The following is a 24,871-nucleotide window of genomic DNA, read 5'->3' on the forward strand; positions in this document are numbered from 1 at the left end:
CCCCGAATATAGCGCCAGCTTCTCTATGGTTGGCAATGCCTTTCTGCAGTTTTTTGCGAGGTAGCGCAGGTCTGGTGCAGGGGTTGTGCAGGCATGGGGATGCGCTCAAGGTGGGGCCGCGATGAACCGCAAATCTTTTCAGCTTTCTCCCACTTCGGGCATTTGAAGGAGCGCAGGTTTCGTCCTGAAACAGGGCAAAAAACGGCATGGCGATTGTGCGCGAAAGGCAGGTCTTACCGCCGCATGATGCTGCACAGGAGATACACGCCATGCCGCACCTACTCACTGTGTTCGCGACTCTGTCCCGGTCCCTTCGCCGCGTAAAGCCTGTTGCCCTTGCTGCTGGAGTGCTTGCTCCGGCGCTGCTGCTGCCCATGGGTTGCTCTGTCGCGGCGAGTGGCGGCGTCTCGTCGGCTGCGCAGAAGGCCCAGGCTGGCTCGTCCACCGGTGTGATCCCGTCCAGCTTCTTCGGCATGGTGGTGAAGGCTCCGGCAGCGCAGCCCGGAGTGGCTACGGGCGCGCGCCGGCTCTGGGACTCCGGTGTCACCTGGGCGGCGCTGGAGCCGGCGCGCGGCAGCTTTGCCTGGGCAACGCTGGATGCCGAGGTGGCCGCGGCCCAGCAGGCCGGTGCAGAAATCACGCTGTGTCTCGGGATGACGCCGCAGTGGGCTTCCTCGCGCCCGGTAATGCCCTCCGCGTACGGAGTCGGCGCGACCGCCATGCCGGCCAGCCTTGCGGACTGGGATACCTACGTGGGGGCCGTGGCCACCCGTTACAGCGGGCGCATTCGGGCGTACGAAGTGTGGAACGCTCCCGAGACCCCGGCGTACTGGTCCGGAGCGCCTGCGCAGATGGGCGAGAACATGTCGGTGCTGGCGGCCCATGCAGCTGCGGCCGTGCATAGCGCGGACTCTGCGGCGCTGGTGGTCTCGCCGGCCCTCTCGCCGACCGGGCTGGCGGCATTTCTGATGGCCGGGGGCGGTACCTCGGTAGATGTTGTCGGAAGCACCCTGGCAAGTACCTCCGGCAGCGGTCCCGAGGATGCTGCCGCCACAATCCAGGCACTGCGGAGCGTAATGGCAGGCACCAGCGTCGACGGGTCGCCTTTGTGGAACGACCAGGGCGCGTGGGTGCTGCCCCAGGGCGGCCTGTCGAGCCAGGTGCAAGCCGCCTACGTGGCGCGCGCCCTGATCCTGAATGCTGCTTACGGCGTGCAGCGCATGCACTGGTATGCGTGGGATGACAGCAATGCGGGCGACCTCGCGCTGACCGGCGCCTCGCACCAGCCGACCGAGTCTGCCGCGGCATTTGCCAGCGCTGAAAGCTGGCTGGTGGGCGCGCAGATGAATGGTTGCGCAGCCACTGCCTCAGGCGTCTGGACGTGCCAGCTGGTGCGTGCCGGCAGGACCGAGTGGGTGCTCTGGTCGGTGAATGGCTCGGTGGCGAGCAGCAGCCTGGGTGCATCCACAAGCACCGACCTGGAAGGCAACATCACCAACATCGCCGGGGGCAATGTCACGGTTGAGGCAAGCCCCATGCTGCTGCAATGAGTCGGTGTCGCGCGCCAATTCAGCCATGCGGGCGATCGAGGGGCTGCCACTGGGTCACTCCCCACGCGGGGTGCGTTGCGCGACGCGCTCCCTGGAAGCTGGGCGCGTCTGCGTAGGGCTGCGCGCATAAATATCTTCAAGCCGCCGGTTCTTGCCTTCCTGTCCATGGAGGACGTGAAGCGCGGCGTCCAGGGTAGTCGCCACCGTGTCGCGCTCTCGGATCATCCCAAAGCGGCTGCGCAGCAGGTCGGCTTCACCCTGGCTGCACCACATGCCGACCAAGATCGGGTTCTTGGGAAGTGCAGCACGCAGCCTTTGATAGAGGGCCTGCGCATCGGCGAACGCAAACGGCGGCAGGGCGGAGATGAAGAGGCTCGTCTGCGGCTCCGACGCGAAACGGGCCAGCAGCTCCGGGGTGAGCGCCGAAGAGGGCAGCAGCAGGGTCTTGTGGCCCGCGGCTTCCAGGATCTGCGCGAGCATGGTTGCGGCAATCTCGTCAGCCTGGTCACTGGCCGGGATGCAGACGACCGGGCAGCAACTCTGCTCGCGCAGCGCCTGCGCCAGCGAGGCATCCGCTGCCCCGGAGAGCGGCAGTGCGGAGGCGGCTGCGCCCGGTGTCTTGATGGAATAGGTTGTCAGCTCCGAGACCAGCTCAGCCACACTTTGCATAAAGAACGAGGCACGATCCTCACGAAGAACGCCCTTGTGCCGGTCGTTTTCCGCCAGGGCGATCGCGGGTAGCAGTACGGTGTCATACAGTTCGAGCGGCGTACGCTGCTCCGCGCCGTTCGAGCCGGCGCCGCGGCCCGGGTTGCGCTGCGCCAGAAAGCGTTCCGCGACATTGTGTGCCTCGACATTGTCGAAGGCCAGCATACGCTCGTAAAAACGGGCCTCCGGCGCAAGCTCTGCATCGTCGCCCAGCAGGATGTGCAGGAACGACATCTGCGGCATGGTGCGGCCGATCACGATCAGGCACACAGTCAGAGGCGTGGATAGTGCCAGTCCGGGCCAGCCCCAAAGCAGTGTCCACACAATCGCCATGGCCACCAGCGCAAGCTCGGAGATGCCGGTATGCGCACCGTACAGCCAAGGTTCGAGGAAGTTCGACACCAGGATCTCAAGCAGGCCGATCAGGGCAATCGTGCAGAGCGACTGCCACCAGGTCGGGAAGTAGATCAGGGCGAAGATCGCCGGCAGGCTGCCACCCACCAGCGGACCGATGTAGGGCACGGTACGTAGCAGCGCCAGCAGTGCGCCCCACAGAAACGCATAAGGCACCCCGATTGCATAGAGCCCGCCGGCGAAGACGATGCCGAAGCCGGTGTTCACTGCAACGTTGGCTATCAGGTAGCGGGAGATGCGGGCTGCGGCATCATCGAGCGCATGCGAAACAAGGTTGAGTCGGCCCATCCCGGCAAGCAGAAGCAGGCGGTTCCGCAGGTCTTCCCGCTTGATCAGCATGTAGATCGTGAAGATCAGCACCATGCCGGCGGTACCAAGCGGGCCGGCCACGGGCCGCAGCACTTGGCCCAGGTAAGCAGACTCGGATGCCGGCGTCTGGACGATCACGACCGGCACCGGCGGGTCGGCTGCGTGGCCAGTGGAGGCTGCCTTGCGCGCAGCCTCTCGTCCGGCGGCGCTACGCGCGCGCGCGGTGGCCGTGTTGGTCAGGGAACGCTGCTGCGCATCCTGCTGTTCCGGGTTGGAAGAAAACTCGTGCGACAGGCCTTCCATGCTGACCAGCGCCTGGCCAAGCGCACTCTGCGCGGGAACATGGGTCTTGTCGAGCTTGGCGCGGATGTTGGGCGCATGGCTAGGAAGATCGTTCACCACGGTGAGGAGCTGGCCAGCCACAAGCCAGACGATGCCTGCCACCATGGCGGTCGCGGCAAAGATCACCAGCAGCACCGAGACCGTGCGCCGGAGGCGAATGGCCTCTAGGCGGGAGACCAGGGGCGCCAGCAGAAAGCTGAAAGTCAGTGCAAGGGCCAGCGGAATCAGGAGGGGACGTGCGAAATAAAATACGGCGAGCAGCAGCCCGAGCAGCAGGATGGGCTCTCGCGTGAAGATGCTGCTTTCCTGGAGGGTCTGCCGCTTGGTGCGTTCGGGCGGCGGTGTTCGAGTTTGCATCCGCAGTGGTAGATGCATGGGGCGACTCGCGAGAAGAAAATCCCGGGCGCGAAAAGCAACTTTAGGGTGACCGTGGGAAAGTCGGGGCGAGCGCTTCGGGGCAGGCTGAGGCTCGTCGTGTGTTCGCGCCCGGCTCCTGTACAGAGCCAGGCGCGAACCGCCTGAACACTACATATTGGTGTGTCCACCGCGCATCGATTCGTTGAAGGCGGGCTTGATGCTGTTAAGTGCTACTTCCAGCGCGGCGCGGTATTCAGGCTCGCGGGCTGCGAGCGCCGCGGTGGCGACTGCGAATCCTGACCCATCGGCAAGCGAAACCAGTCCGGCCTGCTGCAGCTTTGCGGCGTCCTGCTGCAGCTGCTCCTCGGTAGTGTTCAGGTACTGCGCATCGCGGGGATCCGCAAGCCACACTGGAGCATTGGGCCCGATCGCCGCCGAAAGCCAGAAAGCCTTGCGCGTCAGGAACTCCAGGCGTTGCTCTTCCGAAGTGTCCGTGAACAGGAACTTCTTCTGCCAGCGGCTGTAGTAGCGCGTGGTCACGGCAACCGGTTGGCGGTTGCCGCTCTTCAGCAGCTCGAGCTGGCTGTAGTCAAAGGTCTTGCGAATCGCGTTGTAGATGAAGTCTTCCGCGTACGGCTGCTCGAGCGCATCCACGATCTCGGCAAAGGTCACGGTCATGCTGGCCGAGATCTTGGCGTGCAACGGGCTGCCGGTACCGTCCGCGAGCCACGTCACGCCATGCACGATCAGCGTATCGGCGCCGGAGGTGGAGCGATGGAACGGCCACTGGAAGCCGGTGAAGCGCAGCGGAAGCCCGCTCATGGTGACGTATGTCTCAGGCTGCGCCGTGCGCAGGCGTCGTGCCACATCGTGCAGATGGCGGTTCAGACCGGCGCGCAGATTGCCGGCGGCCGGGTCAAAGCCGTCGGAAAGTTCCAGGTACAGGGGCGCAACGGAGAACTCCTGCCCGGCGGCGTCGGCAGCCTGAAACGAGAGACGCGCGGTGGGCTTGCCGTGGAAATCGGTGCCTGCGACCACGCCGGCGGGAGTAAGGCCGGCTTCGCGGGCGGATTCAACAAGCGCATTGCCGGTAGATGTCTGGAGATCGATGCTCATGGTGTGGGTGTCGGTCCTGGGTAAGGGATTCTTGATCGCAGCGAAGTCTGAGGCGCTCGCGCGGACAAAAGTCGGCGCGCGGAGCGAACACGTTCAGTGTATCGCGGCTACAAGGGGGAGTTACCGCAAGCACCGCGCAAGCCCTGGCCCCAGTTGGTCTTATTTGTGTGTCAACGGAACGGCAGCCGCAATTGCTCAAGAGACGAGGCGAGGCTGTGCCAGTCGTTTCGATGACTCGGGCGACTTCCCTGGGGCTGCAATACTGCTTGCCGCCGCCGCTGCGGATGCCCATGCCCACTGGAAGTTGTAACCACCCAAGTGCCCGGTGACGTCGACGACCTCTCCGATGCAGTAGAGCCCTGGTACGCGGCGCGCTTCCAGCGTCTGCGCGTGCAGGTCGCGGGTCGAGATGCCGCCCGCTGTAACTTCAGCCTTGGCGTAGCCTTCCGTGCCGCCTGGCGTTACCGGCCACTGGTGCAGGCGGTGCTCTGCTGCCATCAACGCATCGTTGGTCCACGCAGCCGGCGGCGCAAGGCGCAGGAGGCGTTCCGCCAGGCGGCGCGGCAGCACTGCCGCCCAGGCTGCCAGGGCTGCTCCTTCGTCGCGTCGCGCGTTGGCGCGCAGCAGGGGGGCGGTCACCAGCTGGTTCGGTGCCAGGTCGATATTCAGCGTGTACCCCGGGCGCCAGTAGGAGGAGATCTGCAGGATCGAAGGACCGCTCAGGCCGCGATGCGTAATTAGAAGCTTGTCGCGGAACGTCGTGGTCTCAGGGCGCTTCTTGCCCTGCTGTACCGAGATGGTGACCTCTGTTTCAGCGGCAACCCCGCTGAGCCCCTCGAAGTGGGCGGCGTCTTCAGCATCGAAAGTAAGCGGCACCAGCGCCGCGCGGGTGGGCACAACGCTGAGGCCAAACTGTCTGGCCAGATCGTAGCCCAATCCGGTTGCGCCGAGCTTGGGGATCGACAGGCCGCCGGTAGCGATTACCAGATGGGTGGTTGCCACGATGAACTCTGTACCGGTGCGCAGCAGGCGCACCAGAAAGCCGTCAGCTGTCTGGGTAACCTGACGCACGGTGGTCTGCAGGCTCAGCTCTGCTCCCTCAGCCTCGGCCAGCAGCATCGATACCAGCTGACGCGCCGAACCATCGCAGAAGAGTTGTCCGGGAGCCTTGGCATGGTGGCCAATGCCGTACCGATCGACCAGTTCCACGAACTGGTGAGGCGTGTAGCGAGCCAGGGCGGACTTCGCGAAGTGCGGGTTCTCGGAGAGAAAGTTCTCCGGTCCGGTGTTGAGATTGGTGAAGTTCGCCCTCCCTCCGCCGGAGATCAGGATCTTGCGTCCAGCTTCGGGAGCATGGTCGACCACCAGGACCCGGAGTCCCTGTTTCACCAGCAGTCCCGTGCAGAAAAGACCGGCGGCTCCAGCGCCGAGAACCACTGCGTCATACTTCGCCGAGATTTCAGCGCCGGCAGGCTGGTCGCCGGCACGCCACGCGCTTACGGCGTCACCTCGAGCACAACAGAGCTGCTGAGGGCATGCCCGGGTGTAAAGGTATGGACCATGCGGGCCTGGGCAGAGGAAAGCAGCACGCGGCCCGGAGCGCCGGTACGGGAAAGAACAAGAGAACGCGGCATCAGGACTCCTCTTGCATTCATCCTAGAAGGTTTATCGCACAGAAGGACAAAACGGATCGTATGCGTTGACCAGGGCAAAAGACGACAGACGGTATCGCTGCGGCAGGAGCCTACAAAGCTATGCGTCTGCTTGAAGCAGGATCATTCGCGCGACAGGCTCGTCTTGCCGTCCGAGAGGTCGATACGTGCGAAGGAACTTCGCCAGCTACGGGAGCCTTCGGCTTGGGAACGGCGGAAGTGTTCGATGACTGACGATGAATCCGTGTCGAAGGTACAACTCCAATTGATACCCGTTGTTCTTATGAGCTACGTGGATGGCTTCTGCCGGGGGAGTCGATCTCCGGCCCCCGCTACAGGGCGCACGAGCAAGCCACCCTGCCTACCCCATTCCCTTGCACCGACAAACGTAGAGAGGAAGTTATGAAGAAGATTTTTGTAGTGCTCGGAGCCATTTTGGCCGTTGTGAGCTGGCTTACTTTCGCCGCGGGGCGCTCTGCTTCCGGACGGACCAAGGTGGCCAAGATTCCAGCAAAAGAGGCCGCGGCCATGCTGGCGGAAGCCTGGGCTGACCATCACACCCGTGCCTGAGAGCCCGGTTATGGTTCCAACAAGAAAGCGGGTGTGCCTGAAGGCACACCCGCTTTTCTTGCGATCCACTCGCCGCATTACCCGTGAAGAATGCGCGTGGTGGCTGATCCCGGGCGAGCACCGGGCTGATGATCCGGACCCTGCACCGTGATCTTTTTCGCCAGCCCGAGAAAGCCCAGCAGTCGGATGCCCCAGTAGTTGACGTCAACCTCGTACCAGGCCATGCCATGCCGTGCGGAAACCGGGTGCGCATGGTGGTTGTTGTGCCAGCCCTCACCGCCCGACAACAATGCTACCCACCAGTTGTTGCGGGAATCATCGCGGGTAGCAAAGCGGCGCGAGCCCCACATATGGGTTGCCGAATTTACCGCCCACGTGACGTGGAGACCGATAGTGACGCGCAGGAAAATTGCCCAGAGAACCCAGGAGACCCCGCGATACAGGCTGCCGCCCTGTGCGAAGACGCCGGCGAACAGCAGGGCAAAGCCGAGGGTGGTCAGAGGCACCCAGTGCCAGCGGCTCAGCACCCGGTAAAACCGCTGACGCTTCAGGTCAGGAACGTAGCGGTCGAGAATGGGGTCATGGTTGTGCAGGCTGCCCCACAGCATCCACCCAAGATGGGACCACCATGCGCCATCGCGCGGAGAGTGCGGGTCGCCGGGCTTGTCGGTCACCTGATGATGCAGGCGGTGGACGCCGACCCAGAAAATGGGACCGCCCTCAAGCGCGAGAGTGGCGCAGAGTGCCATGCCGTACTCGACCCACTTGGGCGTGTGAAAGCCACGATGGGTGAGCTGCCGGTGATAGCTCATGCCGATGCCGATGTTGGTGCCCAGCACCCAGGTGACCGCGGCAATGGCCAGACCGGACCAGGTGAAGAAGAAGAGGGCGCTCAGTGCAAGCAGATGAAAGATCACCAGCGGCAGGACCAGTTGCCAGTTCAGTTTGCCGGTGTGCTGCTGGGCCATGGCGTGGTCGAGCGCTTGCGCATCGGCCTCTGCACGCGCATTGTGCGGCGTTTCGAAAGGCGCATCGAGAAGTGCCGTAGTGCTTTGTTCATCAGGGGAAACTGCTGAAACGGTAGCCATCTTTCTCAGGCTAGCAGGCGGGTCGCGGAGCGCTGTAATTGTTGCGTAATACCCTCCCAGCGGTCACAAGCGGGAGGGGTTGAAACCCTCGCGCATGTCATTCATTCCTCCTATCAAGGACCACAAAAAGCCCGGGGCCTGGCAGACAGAAGCGTCCTCCAGGCCCCGGGCGTGCTGTGTGCGTCCTGACTGCTTTAGTACTTGGCTACCTTAGGGTCGATCTCATTGGCCCACCCGGTGATGCCGCCGGCAAGGTTCTCCACCTGATACCCCTGCGCCTGCAGCAGTTCCGCTGCCTTCTGGCTGCGGCCGCCGCTCTTGCACTGCACCACGATCAGCTTGTCCTTGGGCACTTCAGCCAGCCGCGTCGCGAGCTCGCCCTGTGGAATCAGATGGCCGCCGATATTGGCGATCTGGTACTCCCATGGCTCGCGTACATCGAGCACGAACGGATTCTCACCCGCATCGCGGCGACGCTTGAGTTCGGTGACGGGGATCTGGGTGACGCCATTCTGCTGAGGCAAGGCTGCTCCCTGTTTCGCAACGGTTTCAGTTACAGACTCCTGGGCGCCGGCGACACCGCAGAACTGGTTGTAGTCGATGAGTTCGGTCACCGTGGGGTTGGGTCCGCAGACCGGGCAGTCCGGGCTCTTGCGCAGTTTCAGCTCGCGGAATTTCGTGGTCAGCGCGTCCACCAGCAGCAGGCGGCCGATCAGTGGCTCGCCTACACCCAGGATCAACTTGATGACCTCGGTGGCCTGCAGCACGCCCACGAGGCCCGGCAGGATGCCCAGGACGCCGCCTTCAGCGCAGGAAGGCACCAAGCCCGGCGGCGGTGGCTCCGGATACAGGCAGCGATAGCAAGGGCCTTCCTTGGTCGCAAAGACGCTGCACTGGCCCTCGAACCGGAAGATGGAGCCGTAGGCGTTGGGCTTGTTAAGCAGCACGCAAGCATCGTTGACCAGGTAGCGGGTCTGGAAGTTGTCAGTGCCGTCGGCGATGATGTCGTAGTCGCGGAAGATCTCGAGTGCGTTGGCGCTGGTCAACATCGTGTTGTGCTTCACAATGTTGAGCGCCGGGTTGAGCGCGTGGAGCTTGTTGGCCGCGGAGTCGACCTTGAGCAGGCCCACATCGGGGGTGGAGTGGATGATCTGCCGCTGCAGGTTGGAGACGTCCACCGTGTCGAAGTCGACCAGGCCAAGCGTGCCGACGCCGGCTGCCGCGAGGTAAAGCGCCAGCGGGGCGCCAAGCCCTCCGGTCCCCACGCACAGCACCCGCGCCGCCTTGAGCTTGCGCTGGCCCTCTATGCCGACCTCGGGAAGGATCAGGTGGCGCGAATAGCGCTGCAGGTCATCGGTGGTCAGCTCGGGGAGCTCCGCCTGCGGGGCTTCCACCACAGAGGGGGCTCCGCCGGCGATGGAGGGGATGATCGAGAGTGCGTCGCCCGGGTGCACGGCGGTCGCTTCGCGGTCCGGCAGGTAGCGGACATCTTCGTCGTTCAGGTACAGGTTCACAAAGGCACGCAGCTTGCCATCTTCGCCAAAAAGATGGCGGCGAAGCTCGGGGTGGGCCTGGGTCAGTTGATCGAGTGCGGCGGTCACGTTGGCGGCTTCGACGGTGACGACGGACTTCTGTGCGGTATAGGCACGCAAAGGGGTGGGAATGTGAATCTGCATGAGTTCCTCAGGGGACTAGATGTTGCGCGGGAGGGTCGGGGTGCAAGAGCTTCCGTGCGAGCGGCGCATCGGCGCTAACATCGGCCGGCGGAGGATTCGGTCGCGGCGGCAGTGTTGTCCGGCTGCTGTGTCTCCGCGGCCTGGACATGCACACTTTCATCGACAAAATGCTTGTCTTCCTCGGTCGTGCCTTCCAGCCGGAAGGAGTTCGTCCGCTGCGCCTTGCCCTGCTCCACCGCGGTGATGACGTAGGAGCAGCCGATCCAGTGGGCCTCGGCGAAGTCGGTCTGCGACCACTGGGCCGGATGGTCGGGGTGCGAGTGGTAAAACCCGACGATGTCAAAGCCAAGCGCACGGGCCTCGCGCTGCACCCGGATCAGCTCGCCGGGAGCGATATGGTAGCGGTTATGCGCCGAGTCGGTCCGGGTATTGCCGGCAGGCACTGCGGCTTCGACCGTGTTTCCATCGGCTGCCGAGTGACCCAGCAGAACGCCGCAGCACTCATGCGGATACGTCTCCTCACCATGCGCTCGAAGCGTGTTCAAGACCAGTTGCGACACTTTCAACACGGTTTACTGTTCCTCCCAGAAACGCTCACTCAAATACTTGTCGGCCGCATCGCACAGGATCGTTACGATCACGGCGCTGCGTCCCGCTGCTGCTTCTTCCTCGGCGATCTGCAGGCTGGCGGCGATGTTGCCCGCGGCGGAGACCCCGACCAGCAACCCCTCGGTCTTGCCGAGCAGGCGCGCCATGCGGTGGGCACGCTCGGTCTCCATTTCAAGGTTGCGGTCAGCCAGGGCCGGGTCGTAGATGGGCGGCACGATGGCGGTGGCCATGTGCTTCATGCCCTCCAGCCCGTTGAACGGCGAATCAGGCTGCATGGAGATGCACTGGATCGCCGGGTTAAGCTCGCGCAGGCGCCGGGTGGTGCCCGTAAAGGTGCCGCTGGTGCCCAGGCCGGCTACGAAGTGGGTGAGGCGGCCGTCGGTCTGCCGCCAGATTTCGTTGGCCGTGGTGTGGTAGTGCGCCTGCCAGTTGTTTTCGTTGCCGTACTGGTCGGCGTAGAAATACCGCCCGGGTTCCGCGGCAGCCAGCTCCCGCGCCTTGCGGATCGCGCCATCCGAGCCGTCGCCGGGGTCAGTCCACACAACCTGCGCGCCGTACGCGGCGAGGATGCGCTTGCGCTCGGGCGAAACATTGGTGGGCATGCACAGGGTGACACCAAAGCCCATGGCCGAGCCAAGCATGGCATAGGCAATGCCGGTGTTGCCGCTGGTGGCATCGAGCAGGTGCTCGCCGGAGCCGGGCAGGATGCGTCCCTGGGCCTGCGCCGCCTTGACGATCGCGGTGGCGGCACGGTCCTTGACGCTGCCCCCGGGGTTAGTCCACTCGGCCTTGCCGAGAAGCTGTACCCCGGGCAGACGCGCGGTGAGCTTGCCCAGTCGAAGCAGGGGAGTATCCCCGACGCGCTCGTGCGGAACTGCGCCAAACAGGGGTGCCGGTGCTTTCTCCAGATTTGAAGCAAATGCGGGATCTGCGGGTGCGTGCGCGCTGATCGTACCTGCTGCCATGCCGTGTGCCTGCTCTCCCTGGCTGCCCCTGGGGCGCCGTTGGTGCAATCCCTATATGGTCTGATGTCGATGGCGGCGTTGCTACTCGGCGCGCGCTATGCGACATTTTTGAGTGTAGCTTTTTCGTGAAAGAGACCCGCCATGCTGAATAAGAACAATCAGTCTTCCAAGCAGCCTTCCTTCGACGAGTCCCTCGCTACCCTGCGCGGTTACAAGTTTGATGTTTCCGGCCCCTCAGCGGTCGCAGGCTCCACGGCAAAGCAGAGTTTTCCTTCCGGGGCGATGCAGGTTGCCAAGTACGGCTGCGCGGCGATCATCTCGGCGGTCAAAGGCGCACCGGCTGCGATGGTGGTCAAGCCCGGCGTGCTGATCGACGGCGAAATTGGCCATGTACTCGACCGTGGCTACCAGAAGTTCATCAAGACCCACTCGGTGACGCGCCCCGCGACCGCGGAGTACCTGCGCGCGCTGCACCGCTTTTCTGAAGAGCTGCGCCAGGCCATTGGCGGCATTTCGCTGTACAACGAGTCCATGGGCTCGGTGAGCGATGAGTACATGTATGACCGCGTCAAGGGGCGCAACCTGCCCGAGAGCGAGCGGCCCCAGCCCGCCTGGGAGCAGCCGGTAGCTTTGGGTGTTCCGGGTGAAGTGAAGTAGGAGCGAGGTGCGGAAGGCCGGGGTGTGTTGCCCCGGCCATTGCTTGACGGCAGGTCAGCGTCGAGCTGATCGTTCACGCTGCAGTTCACGGTAGGCGTCGCTCTTGCCCAGCCCGCGCTCGCGGGCGGCGCGTTTCAGCGCATCTTTTTCGTCCAGCCCCTCGGCTGCCTGTAGCTCGGCCACCCTTGCCCCAATGCTTTGCGTCGCGGGCGCGGCTGTCTTTTCGGCGAGTTCCAGCAGCAGCACCATTTCGCCACGTACCCGGTCCCTGTCGGCCAGCTTTGCCAGGATGACACCTGCTGTTCCGCGGAGAAACTCCTCGTGCAGCTTGGTGAGCTCGCGCGCGACCACCACCCGTGCACTGTCGCTAAAAATGGCCGCGAGATCGGCGAGGGTGTCGAGGATGCGGTGCGGGGCTTCGTAGAAGATGTGGGTCGAGCCAGGCTGCGCGGCTGCCGAGAGCGCCTCGAGCGCGGTGCGGCGGCCGCCCGACTTCTCCGGCAGAAAGCCATGAAAGGTGAACTGCTCGGTGGGCAGCCCGGACGCGATCAGGGCGCTCAGCGCGGCGTTTGCACCGGGGACGGGAAACACCGGAACCCCTGCGGCCACAGCGGCCCGGACCAGCAGCATGCCCGGGTCGGAGATCCCCGGCATCCCCGCATCGGAGACCACGGCCAGGCGGCCCCCGGCGGTGAGGAGGGGCAGCAGATCGTCAGTGGCGCGCGCCTGCTCGTTGTGCGCGTGGAGGCTTATGGACGGCGTGGTGATGCCGAAGTGGTTGAGCAGCCTTGCGGTCTGGCGGGTGTCTTCGCAGGCGATCCGGTCGGCGGTGCGGAGAATACGCAGGGCGCGCAGGGTGATGTCTTCCAGGTTGCCGATCGGCGTGGCCACGAGGTACAGCCCGGGTGCGAGCGGTTTTTCTGTGTCCTGCGCGGGCGGGGCGAGCTGCGCATCCGTTCCCGACGCGCTTTCTGTTGCATCGCTTGCAGTGATTTTGGAGATTGGCTGCTGGTCGCTCATGGATGTTGTTTTCTTGGGCGTGTCGCGCCGGGCGCGCGCCCTTGTGTGTGTCTGATTGCCTGCCGGGCGAAGGGTGCGGTCAACCAGGATGCATCGCAGCTGATCGCACTTGGATGGAAGAACGCGCTTCCGGTGACTTTGCAGGGTCGCGCGGCTACATCGCCCCATTGCCGTTGGCGCGCAGTTTCCGTTGCTCCAGCAGCGGCACCATGCTCTGCCGCAGGTTCTGCAGCGTCACCATGCCGAGCACCCGCCCCTCTTCGTTGGCAACCGGGATCATGCCGACGCGGCCTTCGCGCATGCGGCGAATGGTGGTGCCGAGCGAGTCTTCGGGAGCGGCGACCAGGAAATTGCGCGCCATTACGGACTGCACATACCCATTGCCTTCACCACGCAGCGAAGCCAGGATGGCACCGCGCGAGACTACGCCGATGATCTCGTCGTTGCGCACCACGGGAAACTCGTCCTGCAGCGAGTGCACGGCTTTCTCAAGTGCGTCCTGGAGCGTGTCGGAAGGCGAAACGGTGCTGAAGCTGGTGAGCATCACGTCGCGCATCGCCACCGTGTCGATCACGGTCTGGAACACGGTTCCCTGGTCGTCCAGCTGGGCGCCGACGGCTACGAAGAAGCCGCAAAGCAGCAGCCAGGGGCTGGCCATGGTGGCGAGGGCAACGTTGGGGAACAGCAGCAGGCCAAAGCCCAGCGCTGCTGCGGCGGAACCAAGCATGCGGCCCAGTCCGGCGGCAGCGCGGCTCGCTTCCTGGATGCCATGCCTGGGTACGGAAAGGTCGCGCAACAGGCGTCCCGCGTCGAGCGGGAAAGCCGGGATGCAGTGCAGCAGGGCCAGCGCCAGGTTGAACCATACCAGCGAGCGCAGCAGGTGCAGGGCACTCACCACCGGGTAATCCAGCAGCGGCACCCCCGGACTGCCGCCGGCCAGGAGCCCGGCGATGATGGCAGCTACCAGCAGGTTGGCGAGCGGCCCCACGATGGCCAGCGTGTACTGCGCGCGCGGCTTGCGGGATTCTGTCTCCGCTTCCGGGTCGAGCGGCGACTGCAACCCTCCGATGGGCAGCAGGAGAATGGAGCGCAGGCTGATGTGCAGCACGGCCGCGGCCAGCGCGCGGGCAGTCTCCCGTACCGCGATTGCGAACAAAAGCACCAGCCACAAGGCGACACCGCGCCAGGGACCAAGGCCGCTGGTGCTGGTAAGCGTCGACCCCAGGAAGAGCAGGAATACGAACAGGCCGTGAATGCGGAGCTCAACGCCGAACGGTTTACCGAGTGGAAAGCTCCAGGCGCGCATGTTGACGAGACTCCTTCAGCCTGGTGTCCGGGCGTGCTCTTGATTGTAGTGGGTGGGCTGCCATCTAGAGTGGAGCAGGAGGGTCCCGATGCGCATCATTGCAGGAGAGTTTCGTTCCCGGATCCTGGAGACGCCTCGCGGCATGGCGACGCGGCCGACCACGGACCGCCTGCGCGAGACACTGTTCAACGTGCTGCAGCCGCGTCTGCACGGTGCGCACTTTCTGGATCTGTATGCGGGTTCTGGCGCGAACGGTCTTGAAGCTGTCAGTCGCGGAGCGGCCGAGGCTGTCTGCGTGGAGCAGGCAACGGCCGCGCTGTCGGCCATTCGACGCAACGTGGAAGTGCTGGGAGTGCGCAGCCGGGTGCGCGTGGAAGGCTTATCGGTGCAGCGCTGGCTCGCGCAGGCTGTGCGCACGGCGGCATCCGCGTCGGCTTCTACAGGAGCGGCAGAGGGCGTGGTCGCGCCCAGCGGGTTCGACATCGTTTTTCTTGACCCGCCCTATGACGACAACGAGGCGTACGCGGCTACGCTCGGCTTGCTGGGCACAGGCGCGGCCGCGCTGCTGGCGCCGGGTGCTCTGGTCGTGGCAGAGCACGCACGGAGCCGCAGTAGTGGGCGGGCCAGAGCCGCCGCTGCCAGCCCAACTCCGGCGACGGCCCTTGCCGAGCGGTACGGCTCCCTGCAGCGCACCCGGGTGCTCGAACAGGGCGACGCCGTGTTGAGCTTTTACGCAGCGGCGCGAGCCGAACACAGCGAAAGCTAGTGGTCCAGACCCTGGCTGTGTCCAGAAAACGGGCCGAAGCGCAGAGCGCTCAAGCCTGCTGCGAACCGGGGCCCGCAAAGGCCCGGATCCGCTCCCGCACGCTCAGCACGGGCGTAGGCAGCGGCACCTCCGCGCCATGCTCGATGACCGGTAACAGCTTGTCGAACTCCGGGCCGGAGTGAGCGCCGGTCAACGCGATGCGCACGGGGTGGAAGAGATCCTTGCCCTTGATTCCGGTTTCGACCTTGATCTCGTTCATCCACTGCTTGAAAATCTCCGCCGTGACTGGTCCGGTGTACGCGGCCAAACGGGACTCGAAAGCCGCCAGCACTCGCTGCGCACCCTCGCTCGCGAGGATCGCTGCGTTTTCTGGGTCTGCCTGGATGCTGGCGGGGTCGAATGCGAACAGAAAACCTGCCCGGGCCGGCAGCTCATCGAGCTGGTTTACCGAGTGGAGGAAAAGCGCCAGGAGCGAGGCTGCCCAGCCCCTGATCTCCGGAGGGGTCGCGCCGCGCGGCGGCAGCAGCCCGGCGCCAGTGAAGAACGGCCACGCCAATTCCAGCATTCGGGCCGGATCGCCGGTTTTGAGGTAGTGGCGGTTCAGATAGTGGAGCTTGTCCCAGTCGAACACCGCGGGCGAAGCGGTCACGCGCTCCAGCTGGAATGCCTGCACCAGCTCCTCGGCCGAAAAGATCTCGCGATCGCCGCCTGCGGGCCCCCAGCCGAGCAGGGCCAGGTAGTTCACCAGTGCCTCAGGCAGGATGCCCATGTCCCGGAAGCTGGCAACGGAGGTGGCTCCGTGCCGCTTCGACAGCCGTTCCCGGTCCGCGCCGAGGATCGTGGACAGGTGCGCAAACTCAGGCACCTGCCAGTCGAACGCTTCGTAGATGGCGACCTGCCGGGGCGTGTTGGAAATGTGGTCGTCGCCGCGGATGACGTGGGTGATGCCCATCAGCGCGTCGTCCACGGTGACGACGTAGTTGTACACCGGCGTGCCGGGTTCCTTGAGATTGCCGGAACGCACCAGCACAGGGTCGGAGATGGTTTCGTGCGGAAACTCAACGGGGCCGCGAACCAGGTCGTGGAAGCGCAGGGGATGCTCGGGAATGCGCAGACGGACGGCAAACGACTCGCCCGCCGCAGCGCGCGCTGTGGACTCTTCCAAGGGGATGGCGCGGCAGCGGCCGACGTAGTTCTGCGGCTGGTGCGTCGCGAGGGCAAGCTCGCGGTCTGCCTCGAGCTCCTCCACCGTGCAGAAGCAGCGGTATGCCTTGCGCTCTGTCAGCAGCTGCTCGGTGTGACGCGCGTACACGGCCAGCCGCTCGCTTTGCCGGTACGGCGCGTACGGGCCGCCGGTGACAGGGCCCTCGTCCCAGCGGAGGCCAAGCCAGAGCAGGTCTTCCATGAGCTGGAGCTCGTGTTTCTCCTCGCTGCGCTCCACGTCGGTGTCTTCCACGCGCAGCACAAAGACGCTGCCGGGCTCCTGGCCGCGTGCGAACAGCCAGTTGAAAAGAGCGGTGCGGGCGTTACCGACATGGAGCATACCGGTCGGGGAGGGTGCAAAGCGGACGCGAACAGGAGCCATAGCTCGATGCTAACTGCTTCCCAGGGGAAAGCAGCGAACGCCGCGCAGGGAAGCGCCCGGCCTGTGTGTGCGATCGGAACGTTGCAGGTGGCCGCCAGTGACCCGGTTGGTTGCGGCGCGGCGCTAGCGCGAGGCAGGGGTGCGGAAATGCTCCCAGCCGCCGTTTTCAAGAACCTCCCGGGTGCCGTCTGCGCGGAGCAGGGAAAGGCGCGGCTTCCTGGCACCAGGCGCAGGCGTGATGCGGCCGATGCGGTGGAGCTTGACTCCCTGGATGGTGCGAGGAATGGGGATTTTGGCGGATGCGGTGAAGAGTAGCTCGTAGTCTTCGCCGCCGTGTAGGGCGAGTGCGTGAGGATCCCGGCTGCGGAGGGCGAGCGCGTGCACGGGCAGCAGCGCCTGCTCGATCTCAGCGCCTACCTGGGACGCCTCGCACAAGTGGGCAAGGTCGGTGGACAGTCCGTCGCTCAGGTCGATGGCCGCGGTGGCAAGGGAGCGCAGGCGCAATCCTTGGGCAAGGCGGGGCTGGGGAAACAGGTGGGGGTGCTCACGACTCGCGGTCCGGAGCCTGCGTAGGCGGCCCGGGCCAGCGGCAAGGGTCGCCAGTTCGGCTGCCGCGCCGCCCAGGGCCCCGGAGACATAGACGAGGTCACCCGCGCGGGCGCCGCTGCGCAGCATGGCTGTGCCCGTTGGGACTGATCCGAGCAGCAGGATGTCGGCGGTGAACAGTGGTCGACCGCCGGGAGCCTGGGCCGTGTCGCCCCCGGCGAGCGGTACCTTGGCTGCTTGCGCCAGTGCCAGCAGCCCGCGCAGAAAACGGGATGCCCATGCGCCCGCCAGCTCGGGAGGAATGGCAAAGGACAGGAACGCGGCCAGTGGACGCGCTCCCATGGCAGCGAGGTCGCTGAGGCCGCGCGCCAGGCAGCGATGCCCCACGGCTTCGGGGGTGTGCCAGTCGCGGCGAAAATGTGTGGTTTCGAGCAGGAGGTCAGTGGTGACGGTAAGCTCGTGGCCCCGGGGCACAGCAAGCACGGCACAGTCATCCCCGATGCCGACGCGCACGGCCCGCGATGAGGTCGAGCGCATGGCCTGTGCCTGGGCGCGGAGCGCCGCAATGATCGCTCGCTCGCCGGACAGTCGTTGGGTGCGGCCCTCAGGAGGTCCCGCGTCCTCGCTCGCGCGCTGGGGAGGTTGCCGGGCAGCCACGACTCAGAGCCCCAGCGCAGACCACAGGCGCGCGTAGCCGGCACTCGGGATCGTCCAGGAGCGGCAATGGCAAGCGAGAATGTGGATGCTAGGCCTTGGCCCGGTGCGCAGCCCACCGACGCCTCTGGGCATCAGCGATCCGCTGGCGGGCGTCGTCGCTGAGAAACCGCTTCTTGGCGGCACGGACCTGTGAAAAGGGACTCCAGCTGGCGTCAACCGGTGCGCCGGAAAGAAGATTCCTTACCTTGCGCAGACGAGTCAACTCCTCATCAATTGCCTGCAATATGTCGTCGTTTTTCACCTCGACGATCTTAGGCGAGACCTATCCGGTTATCAACTGCGAATTTATGGCATTTCAATCAATTCCCAACGAGAGAAAGAGCCTTTGCCTAGTGCGTATCAGGGCAATTACCGGATGATGACGCGCTGTGCTATTCCGTTGACCCCGCCGGCCGTGGCTGATAGCGTCAGACTTGGACGGTTGGTGAAAAGCAGCCGTGCTGAGATGCCGCTTCGTGCGACCTGCGGCTTCAAACTCTTTCCGCTGCGTACGCGGAGTCAGGTTCAACGTTGAAGAAGCGCTTTTACATCATCTTTGTCGCTCGCGAAGCAGATGGACGCCTGCGCAAGGTGCCGGTTCCACTGCACTACGCCTATATCTTTGTAGCTGCCGCGCTGGTGGGTGCGTTCACGATCGCCGGGATGGCCGGTTCCTACAGCCGGATGTTGCTCAAGACGGCCAGTTTCGACCAGGTGCGATCGCAGCGGGAAGCCCTGCGCAAGGACTACGCCAAGCTCGAGGTACAGGCGCATCAGAAGGATGTGCAGGCCGCGTCCCTAGGCTCGCTCGCCACGCAGATTTCCGCACTCTATGGCTTTCACGGACGCACCTCCAAAGCCGTAAGCACTGCAGCGGTACCCGTGCTCGCCAACAGCTCCCCTGACAGCTCGGCCGGTTTCAGCCAGCAGGCGTATGCGCGGTCGCTCGACCAGTTTGCCGAACTGCGCACAGCCGCCCTGGTGGGCCACATGGAGCCGCAGTTTACCTACCAGCCGCACCCGTTCGCCACTAACGCCGACACGGTGCTGGGCGGCTCGGCGACCCCTTCCCTCTGGCCCGTAACCGGTCGCCTGACCAGCTCGTTCGGCGAGCGGTCTGACCCCTTCAACGGGGAAGGCGCCTTCCATGCGGGCCTGGACATTGCCACCTCGTACGGCACGCCGATCCATGCGCCCGCAGACGGCGTGATCGCCAAGGCCGGTCCGGCGGGTGGTTATGGCCGGGAGATGATCATCGATCATGGGGGCGGCGTCACAACCGTCTATGGCCATCTCTCGGCATTCGCCATGATCGCCGGGCAACTGGTCCGGCAGGGCCAGATCGTTGGCTATGTCGGCTCGGCCGGCCGGAGTACCGGGCCACACCTGCATTACGAGGTGCGCGTCAACAACATGCCGGTGAACCCGCACAAGTACCTGCGCGAGACCATGGATCAGCAGGAGACACGGATGGCCCTCGCCGCGAGCGGCGCAGCAGGCTCATCGCGGGGCGCTCCGTAGGGTCGCTGGACGACAGATTCCCTTCACCCCATCAGAAAGGCCACTTCAGTGGCCTTTTCTGTTTGCAGCAACGCTTGATAGCTTGGCTAGGGCTTCGACGTCCCCGTGGCGAGCCCATCCGGGGTGCGCATGAGCGAGTGCAGCAGGTTCTCGGGCAGGGTTGCCGCCAGGATCGCGCGATCGTCGTGCTGGGTGATGGTGGCGCTGTTGAGCAGCGCCTGCGTGTCCGCATTGCTGAGCCGGCCGGGCAGGTTGTTCTCGGCGATGCGACCCACGGCAAGCAGCCCTGAGAGCGCCTTGGCCGAGGCGCGTGCCGAGGCGGCATTCGGCGCAACCTCTTCAATCCGCAGGCGCAATGCCCCGGTCCAGCGCAGCGACGCGATGAAGGTGGCGTCCAGGCGGAATGGCAGGGTGACGCCGAACAGGCTCAGCACCCCGTGATCCTCCAGCGGAAGGCCGATCTGTCCCAGCCCCCATGCCAGTGACAGCACCGGCAGGTCGCGGTAGTGCTCACTCAGCAGGGTAGGACCAGCAGAGTTGAAGGGCAGCCATGCGCCGCGGGCGCGATCCAGGATGGAGTGGATCTGCTCGGTGGTGGGGGTGTTGCTGATGGCGACCATGGAGTGATTCAGCACGACCACCCGGACAGTGCGGCTCTCGCTGGGCACGTTGAAGATGGTTTTGCCGTCGTAGCTTTCCGTGGAGGTCGCGATGCCGCTCAGGTAGTTGCTCAACCGTGCCGCGTCGAAGGTGCCGGCGAACACCTCGGAAAAGGCCAGGCCCCCATTGGGACCGGTGCTGTCCGGGAGATGATCCAGCGCGAAGGCTGCTTCGTTCAGATCTCGCTCGAAGTTGATCCCGGTCGCATCGATGAAGCGCTGATAGCCGGGATCGTGCTCGACCGGGCGGCGGTCGAAGTGCGTGGCAGCCCGGAGTGGAGACAGGTTGAAGTAGAGGATGCCCTCAGACTCGGGCAGAACCCTGGCGACCAGCGGTGCGGTGGACTGCCGCCACAGGAACAGGCACACAACGACGGCGGCCAGGAGCAGCGCCCCAAGCAACACACTGCGGCGACGCGACCAGCGCATGAAGCGACTCCCAGGGGAAAACTCCCGTAGGACTCAGGGTATCGCGTTTGCCTGCGTGGTTCCGGGTCGCGCCCGGGCTGACGCTAGGAGGTTTCCATGCCGGGCAGCACGCCGGGCTCCGGAACCGAAGGCTTCTGCGGATCGCCCTTGTACGGGGCGAGGCGATTCTTCTGCGCCAGGAACAGGTCTTCAAAGTAGCGGCGCGACAGCCACGCAATGCCCGTGGCGATGAGGCTGGTGATCAGGAAGCGCACGAACAGCAGCCCGAAATTGCTGTTGAAGCCGCCCAGCACGGAGTGCACCGTGTACTTGTCATACAGGCGGAAGACGAGCTGGTGCACCAGGTAGAGCCCGTAAGAGATGTCGCCGAAGAACACAAAGAAGCGCAGCGTGCGGCTGGGTGCCGGACCGCCCTTGCGGTGCCGCGCGACCGCCCACAGGGCATACGCGGCAAACAGGCCCAGGATCGGCGGCTGTTTGAAGGCTGCCATGAACACGGTGACCGGGCGGCTGGAGAAGCCGTGCAGCGCGATCAGCACGATGGGCAGCAGCAGCAGCCCGCTGACCCAGGCCAGCCAGCGCGAGACCTTGCGGATGTTGCCGCGGTGGATCGTGCCATTGCGCAGCAGGATCGCCAGCAGCGCGCCCGAAAGGATGCAGTCCACGTTGGAGGGCGTATTCAGGAACGTCTCGATGCCGTGGGAGGCGAGCAGCAGCCGGAAGAACGGGGTGAGCACCACGCCGGCCAGGGTGAGCCAGAGAAGCTTGCTGCGGCCCACGTAGCGCACGAACAAGGGCCAGATGAGGTAAAACTGCTCTTCCACGGCCAGCGTCCACATCACCCCGTACTCCTGCGAGCGCGCGCCCACAAGCCGGGCCATGTTGCCGATGTAGAGCAGGCAGGCCAGCACGAAGCGGCCGGAGACGAAGTGGCCGGCAAACAGCACCACCAGCATCAGCAGGTAGGCAGGCAGGATGCGCAGCGCCCGGCGCACGTAGAAGTTCTTCCAGTAGTGGGGCTTCTCCACCGAGTCGAGCAGGATGCCGGTGATCAGGAAGCCGGAAAGCGAGAAAAACATCGTCATGCCGGCGGCGCCGAGCGAAGTGAAGCGGATCAGGAAGGCCTGCCACGAGCCGGGAGCTGCCGGGTAGTTCGAATCGAAAAACGCGTGAAACAGCAGCACAGCGAGCATGCCTGCGCCGCGCAGTCCATCCAGCGGCAGAATGTGTCCGCGGTACTGTACCGGGTCGCCGGCCGGCTCCTGGGCTCCTGCTGCGGCGCCTGCACTTGCTTGCTGGTTGGGCACGACGCTTGTCTCCTGTGGCAACACAGTAGCATGCAGGTGCGCACGCATCGTGCTCTCCCGGCGGGATAGAGCACCCGAAAGGCACCCGGCAGTGCAACCGCCGCGTGGCTGCCATTGGGGTGACGGCGCTCTCCGCCCGCGGCTTCATTGCGCCTCCCGCCACCCTGTGCTAGGCTCAGAACTCGTGCGTTGCTTTACGCCGCAAGCTTGATTCCTCGCACCTGGTGCGAGGAGGCAGGCGAGTCGGTGGGCTAGCTTTCAGGGCAGCGTCCGGGATAAGCTGGCGTAGCTCAGTTGGTAGAGCATCTGATTTGTAATCAGACGGTCGGGGTTCAAGTCCCTTCGCCAGCTCCACAAAACAACAGCTCAGCGGTGGTTCAAGGCAGTACGTGGACGCGGCATCGGCTGCGCGTCCAGGTCCGGGTTGCACGAAACCCGGAAGCAACAAGGCAGCACAAACGGGCACAGGTGGCCGAGTGGTTAATGGCAGCAGACTGTAAATCTGCCGCTCCTAGGAGCTACGGAGGTTCAAATCCTCCCCTGTGCACCACACATTTTGATAAGCACGGCCGCGGCACGATGAAAGGGCTCGATGCGCATGGCAGAGGGACGCCGGTTCTGGGTGGCCGTCACCATGCTTGCAGTGCTTGCGGGTGTTGCCTGGTCTACGATGGAGCGTGGTTCCATCCGGATTGGGGTTTTGGTTGTGTTGGCTGGCTTCGCGTTACGCATCACCCTGGCCCAGGTGGCAAGGGTCCCGGAGCGCGCAGTCGACAACAAAGAAGTGCAAGAGCAGTGATTGCACAGTAGGATGGTAGGGGCGCCTGTGAAAACAGACGCAGGTGTCCAGCAGGGCTGATGTAGCTCAGTCGGTAGAGCACTCCCTTGGTAAGGGAGAGGTCGTCGGTTCAATCCCGATCATCAGCTCCAGAATTTACAAGTAGCAGTTGAAGTGTGTACCGGTTTTGGCGGCAACAGGATGCAGGCGGGCGCGCTTCCACCGGGCGACCGTTCCAGATGCGGGAGTAACTCAGTGGTAGAGTCACAGCCTTCCAAGCTGTTGGTCGCGGGTCCGATTCCCGTCTCCCGCTCCAGCATTCCTCGTCTCCCCAGTGTCGACACGGTTTTTGCGGTAAGCGGGATTCTCGGGATCTGGAGTTGAAATAGCAGAGCATGTTTGAGCAAGCTGTACTTCCCATCCAGGACGAAGCGACTTTTGGCAAGGTACGCGCCTCGCTCGACCGGACCTTTTCCTCTCCGCAGATTGCCAATTTCCTCAAGCAGCTGCAGCGGAACCGGTTGCGTGCGCGTCAGTTCGAGGCGATCGTGGCGAGTGGCCTTCTTGGCGCGGAGACCTCGGGACACTACGCTGCTCTCGGCGACTCGGACCGCGGCCACGTGCGCGAGCAGTACTTGAGCATGGTGGAGCAGGTAGCGCCTGAGCTCCGCGCCAAATTTTTAAAAGTGTACGCGTACTACTGAGCCAGGAATGCGGCCGGCCGCGCGATCGGTTTCGGAAGACCCCCATCAGCTGTAGAGCCATGCAACGCTAGGGAGAGAAGTCGTTATGGGCAAGGAAAAGTTTGACCGCAGCAAGCCGCACGTCAACGTAGGCACGATTGGTCACATTGATCACGGCAAGACGACGCTGACGGCGGCGATCACGAAGGTGTTGTCGAAGCACAACCCGAACAACAAGTTCCGTTCGTTCGACACGATCGACAACGCGCCTGAGGAGCGGGAGCGTGGTATCACGATCGCGACCTCGCACGTGGAGTACGAGACGGCGAACCGTCACTACGCGCACGTCGACTGCCCGGGTCACGCGGATTACATCAAGAACATGATCACGGGTGCGGCGCAGATGGACGGCGGCATTCTGGTGGTCGCCGCAACGGACGGCCCGATGCCCCAGACCAAGGAGCACGTGCTGCTGGCGCGCCAGGTGGGCGTGCCGTACATCGTGGTTTTCCTGAATAAGTGCGACGCGGTGGATGACCCGGAACTAATCGACCTGGTCGAGATGGAAGTGCGCGAGCTGCTGTCGAAGTACTCGTTCCCCGGCGATGACGTGCCCGTGATCCGCGGCTCGGCGCTCGGCGGCCTGAACGGCGAGGCAGAGTGGGAAGCCAAGATCGACGAGCTGATGCAGGCAGTGGACGACAATGTGCCGTTGCCGGCGCGCGCGGTGGAGCTGCCGTTCCTGATGCCGATCGAGGATATCTTCTCGATCTCGGGTCGTGGCACGGTGGTGACTGGCCGCATCGAGCGCGGCAAGATCAAGGTGGGCGAGGAAGCCGAGATCGTCGGGTTCCGCGACACGCGCAAGACGGTGGTGACCGGCGTCGAGATGTTCAAGAAGCAGCTGGACGAGGGCATGGCCGGCGACAACGCGGGGCTGCTGCTGCGCGGCATCGCCAAGGAAGACGTGGAGCGCGGCATGGTGCTGGCCAAGACCAACTCCATCAAGCCGCACACCAAGTTCAAGGGCGAGATCTATGTTCTGTCGAAAGAAGAGGGTGGTCGTCACACGCCGTTCTTCAACGGCTACCGCCCGCAGTTCTACTTCCGCACGACGGACGTAACGGGCACCGCGAAGCTGCCGGAAGGCACGGAGATGGTGATGCCGGGCGACAACATCGCGCTGGAGATCGAGCTGCACACGCCGGTGGCGATGGAGAAGGGTCTGCGTTTTGCGATCCGCGAAGGCGGCCGTACCGTGGGCGCCGGCACCATCTCTGAGATCATCGCGTAGCAGTGCGCGGGTGCCGCGTTATCGCGGCAGAAATAATGCAGAACAGGCGGCAGGGATGTCCTGCCGCTTCTGCGTCGCTGGAGAAGCGCCGCAAGTTCAGATAGGATAAATCAATGCGCGAAATCGTTACGTTGGCCTGCGGAGAGTGCAAGGAGCGGAATTACTCGACAACCAAGAACAAGAAGACGACCACTGGTCGCCTCGAGTTCCAGAAGTTCTGTAACCGCTGCCGCAAGCACACCCCGCACAAGGAAACAAAGTAGGTCAC

At 64.4% G+C, this 24,871-nt stretch carries 24 protein-coding genes and 4 tRNA genes; 13 read left to right on the plus strand and 15 right to left on the minus strand.

Annotated features, from left to right (window positions below):
- The first annotated feature begins 269 nt into the window (after positions 1–269).
- Positions 270–1,550: a hypothetical protein gene (locus D1Y84_RS09645; RefSeq protein WP_124848318.1), complete on the plus strand. Its 1,281-nt coding sequence runs from the start codon at positions 270–272 to the stop codon at positions 1,548–1,550.
- A gap of 54 nt (positions 1,551–1,604) precedes the next feature.
- Here the strand turns inward: D1Y84_RS09645 and D1Y84_RS09650 are convergent, their stop codons facing one another.
- The 4 genes from D1Y84_RS09650 to D1Y84_RS17915 all read right to left on the minus strand — a co-directional run bounded on the left by D1Y84_RS09650 (position 1,605) and on the right by D1Y84_RS17915 (position 6,430).
- Complete coding sequence (locus D1Y84_RS09650) at positions 1,605–3,680, minus strand: AI-2E family transporter (RefSeq protein ID WP_158615408.1); 2,076 nt, start codon at positions 3,678–3,680, stop codon at positions 1,605–1,607.
- Positions 3,681–3,848: 168 nt separating this feature from the next.
- On the minus strand, positions 3,849–4,796 hold the full coding sequence (locus D1Y84_RS09655) for a hypothetical protein (RefSeq protein WP_124848320.1): 948 nt from the start codon (positions 4,794–4,796) through the stop codon (positions 3,849–3,851).
- Positions 4,797–4,991: 195 nt separating this feature from the next.
- Positions 4,992–6,233, minus strand: a complete 1,242-nt coding sequence (locus D1Y84_RS09660) for an NAD(P)/FAD-dependent oxidoreductase (protein WP_370245747.1) — start codon at positions 6,231–6,233, stop codon at positions 4,992–4,994.
- Between the two features lie 59 nt (positions 6,234–6,292).
- A complete protein-coding gene (locus D1Y84_RS17915) occupies positions 6,293–6,430 on the minus strand; it encodes a hypothetical protein (protein WP_158615409.1) in 138 nt (45 codons plus the stop codon).
- 420 nt (positions 6,431–6,850) lie between these two features.
- Here D1Y84_RS17915 and D1Y84_RS17920 point away from each other — a divergent pair, with 420 nt between their 5' ends.
- Positions 6,851–7,018 carry a hypothetical protein gene (locus tag D1Y84_RS17920; RefSeq protein WP_158615410.1) on the plus strand — a complete coding sequence of 56 codons (168 nt, stop codon included), beginning with the start codon at positions 6,851–6,853 and terminating at the stop codon, positions 7,016–7,018.
- A 77-nt stretch (positions 7,019–7,095) separates the two neighbouring features.
- On the opposite strand, the gene D1Y84_RS09665 is transcribed toward D1Y84_RS17920, so the two are convergent.
- The 4 genes from D1Y84_RS09665 to D1Y84_RS09680 form a co-directional block, all read right to left on the minus strand.
- Complete coding sequence (locus tag D1Y84_RS09665; RefSeq protein WP_233581314.1) at positions 7,096–8,106, minus strand: fatty acid desaturase; 1,011 nt, start codon at positions 8,104–8,106, stop codon at positions 7,096–7,098.
- A gap of 194 nt (positions 8,107–8,300) precedes the next feature.
- Positions 8,301–9,782, minus strand: coding sequence for a molybdopterin-synthase adenylyltransferase MoeB (moeB, locus tag D1Y84_RS09670; protein WP_124848322.1), 1,482 nt, complete (start codon positions 9,780–9,782; stop codon positions 8,301–8,303).
- Positions 9,783–9,856: 74 nt separating this feature from the next.
- Positions 9,857–10,351, minus strand: a complete 495-nt coding sequence (locus tag D1Y84_RS09675) for a Mov34/MPN/PAD-1 family protein (protein ID WP_124848323.1) — start codon at positions 10,349–10,351, stop codon at positions 9,857–9,859.
- Between the two features lie 3 nt (positions 10,352–10,354).
- Complete coding sequence (locus tag D1Y84_RS09680; RefSeq protein WP_124848324.1) at positions 10,355–11,356, minus strand: PLP-dependent cysteine synthase family protein; 1,002 nt, start codon at positions 11,354–11,356, stop codon at positions 10,355–10,357.
- Between the two features lie 141 nt (positions 11,357–11,497).
- Between D1Y84_RS09680 and D1Y84_RS09685 the strand changes: the two genes are divergently transcribed.
- Positions 11,498–12,013 carry a hypothetical protein gene (locus tag D1Y84_RS09685; RefSeq protein ID WP_233581315.1) on the plus strand — a complete coding sequence of 172 codons (516 nt, stop codon included), beginning with the start codon at positions 11,498–11,500 and terminating at the stop codon, positions 12,011–12,013.
- A 54-nt stretch (positions 12,014–12,067) separates the two neighbouring features.
- Here the strand turns inward: D1Y84_RS09685 and rsmI are convergent, their stop codons facing one another.
- On the minus strand, positions 12,068–13,033 hold the full coding sequence (gene rsmI, locus D1Y84_RS09690; protein ID WP_124848325.1) for a 16S rRNA (cytidine(1402)-2'-O)-methyltransferase: 966 nt from the start codon (positions 13,031–13,033) through the stop codon (positions 12,068–12,070).
- A gap of 154 nt (positions 13,034–13,187) precedes the next feature.
- Positions 13,188–14,339: a CBS domain-containing protein gene (locus D1Y84_RS09695; protein ID WP_124848326.1), complete on the minus strand. Its 1,152-nt coding sequence runs from the start codon at positions 14,337–14,339 to the stop codon at positions 13,188–13,190.
- A gap of 88 nt (positions 14,340–14,427) precedes the next feature.
- Between D1Y84_RS09695 and rsmD the strand changes: the two genes are divergently transcribed.
- Positions 14,428–15,105: a 16S rRNA (guanine(966)-N(2))-methyltransferase RsmD gene (rsmD, locus tag D1Y84_RS09700; RefSeq protein ID WP_124848327.1), complete on the plus strand. Its 678-nt coding sequence runs from the start codon at positions 14,428–14,430 to the stop codon at positions 15,103–15,105.
- A 49-nt stretch (positions 15,106–15,154) separates the two neighbouring features.
- Here the strand turns inward: rsmD and gltX are convergent, their stop codons facing one another.
- From gltX to D1Y84_RS09715, 3 genes are all read right to left on the minus strand, one after another.
- Entirely contained in the window at positions 15,155–16,690 is a 1,536-nt protein-coding gene (gene gltX / locus D1Y84_RS09705) for a glutamate--tRNA ligase (RefSeq protein WP_124848328.1), read from the minus strand.
- Between the two features lie 123 nt (positions 16,691–16,813).
- A complete protein-coding gene (gene thiL, locus D1Y84_RS09710) occupies positions 16,814–17,773 on the minus strand; it encodes a thiamine-phosphate kinase (RefSeq protein ID WP_124848329.1) in 960 nt (319 codons plus the stop codon).
- 208 nt (positions 17,774–17,981) lie between these two features.
- On the minus strand, positions 17,982–18,194 hold the full coding sequence (locus tag D1Y84_RS09715) for a hypothetical protein (protein WP_124848330.1): 213 nt from the start codon (positions 18,192–18,194) through the stop codon (positions 17,982–17,984).
- Positions 18,195–18,463: 269 nt separating this feature from the next.
- Between D1Y84_RS09715 and D1Y84_RS09720 the strand changes: the two genes are divergently transcribed.
- On the plus strand, positions 18,464–19,453 hold the full coding sequence (locus tag D1Y84_RS09720) for a M23 family metallopeptidase (protein WP_124848331.1): 990 nt from the start codon (positions 18,464–18,466) through the stop codon (positions 19,451–19,453).
- 86 nt (positions 19,454–19,539) lie between these two features.
- Here the strand turns inward: D1Y84_RS09720 and D1Y84_RS09725 are convergent, their stop codons facing one another.
- A complete protein-coding gene (locus tag D1Y84_RS09725) occupies positions 19,540–20,541 on the minus strand; it encodes a hypothetical protein (protein ID WP_124848332.1) in 1,002 nt (333 codons plus the stop codon).
- Between the two features lie 83 nt (positions 20,542–20,624).
- Positions 20,625–21,848 carry an acyltransferase gene (locus D1Y84_RS09730; RefSeq protein ID WP_158615411.1) on the minus strand — a complete coding sequence of 408 codons (1,224 nt, stop codon included), beginning with the start codon at positions 21,846–21,848 and terminating at the stop codon, positions 20,625–20,627.
- Between the two features lie 279 nt (positions 21,849–22,127).
- Here D1Y84_RS09730 and D1Y84_RS09735 point away from each other — a divergent pair.
- From D1Y84_RS09735 to rpmG, 8 genes are all read left to right on the plus strand, one after another.
- Positions 22,128–22,202 (plus strand) — tRNA-Thr (locus D1Y84_RS09735).
- A gap of 108 nt (positions 22,203–22,310) precedes the next feature.
- Positions 22,311–22,398: transfer RNA gene (locus D1Y84_RS09740), tRNA-Tyr, on the plus strand.
- Positions 22,399–22,446: 48 nt separating this feature from the next.
- Entirely contained in the window at positions 22,447–22,647 is a 201-nt protein-coding gene (locus D1Y84_RS17735; protein ID WP_158615412.1) for a hypothetical protein, read from the plus strand.
- 55 nt (positions 22,648–22,702) lie between these two features.
- Positions 22,703–22,778 (plus strand) — tRNA-Thr (locus D1Y84_RS09745).
- An 89-nt stretch (positions 22,779–22,867) separates the two neighbouring features.
- A tRNA-Gly gene (locus D1Y84_RS09750) sits at positions 22,868–22,942 on the plus strand.
- 79 nt (positions 22,943–23,021) lie between these two features.
- The gene (locus tag D1Y84_RS09755) at positions 23,022–23,330 is read left to right on the plus strand and encodes a hypothetical protein (RefSeq protein WP_124848334.1); all 309 of its coding nucleotides are present in this window, start codon (positions 23,022–23,024) and stop codon (positions 23,328–23,330) included.
- A gap of 85 nt (positions 23,331–23,415) precedes the next feature.
- Positions 23,416–24,603, plus strand: coding sequence for an elongation factor Tu (gene tuf / locus D1Y84_RS09760; RefSeq protein WP_124847609.1), 1,188 nt, complete (start codon positions 23,416–23,418; stop codon positions 24,601–24,603).
- Positions 24,604–24,716: 113 nt separating this feature from the next.
- A complete protein-coding gene (rpmG, locus tag D1Y84_RS09765) occupies positions 24,717–24,866 on the plus strand; it encodes a 50S ribosomal protein L33 (RefSeq protein ID WP_124848335.1) in 150 nt (49 codons plus the stop codon).
- Positions 24,867–24,871 lie beyond the last annotated feature (5 nt).

It is taken from the genome of Acidipila sp. EB88, assembly GCF_003858395.1.
In the GTDB taxonomy this organism is placed as follows: Bacteria; Acidobacteriota; Terriglobia; order Terriglobales; family Acidobacteriaceae; genus EB88.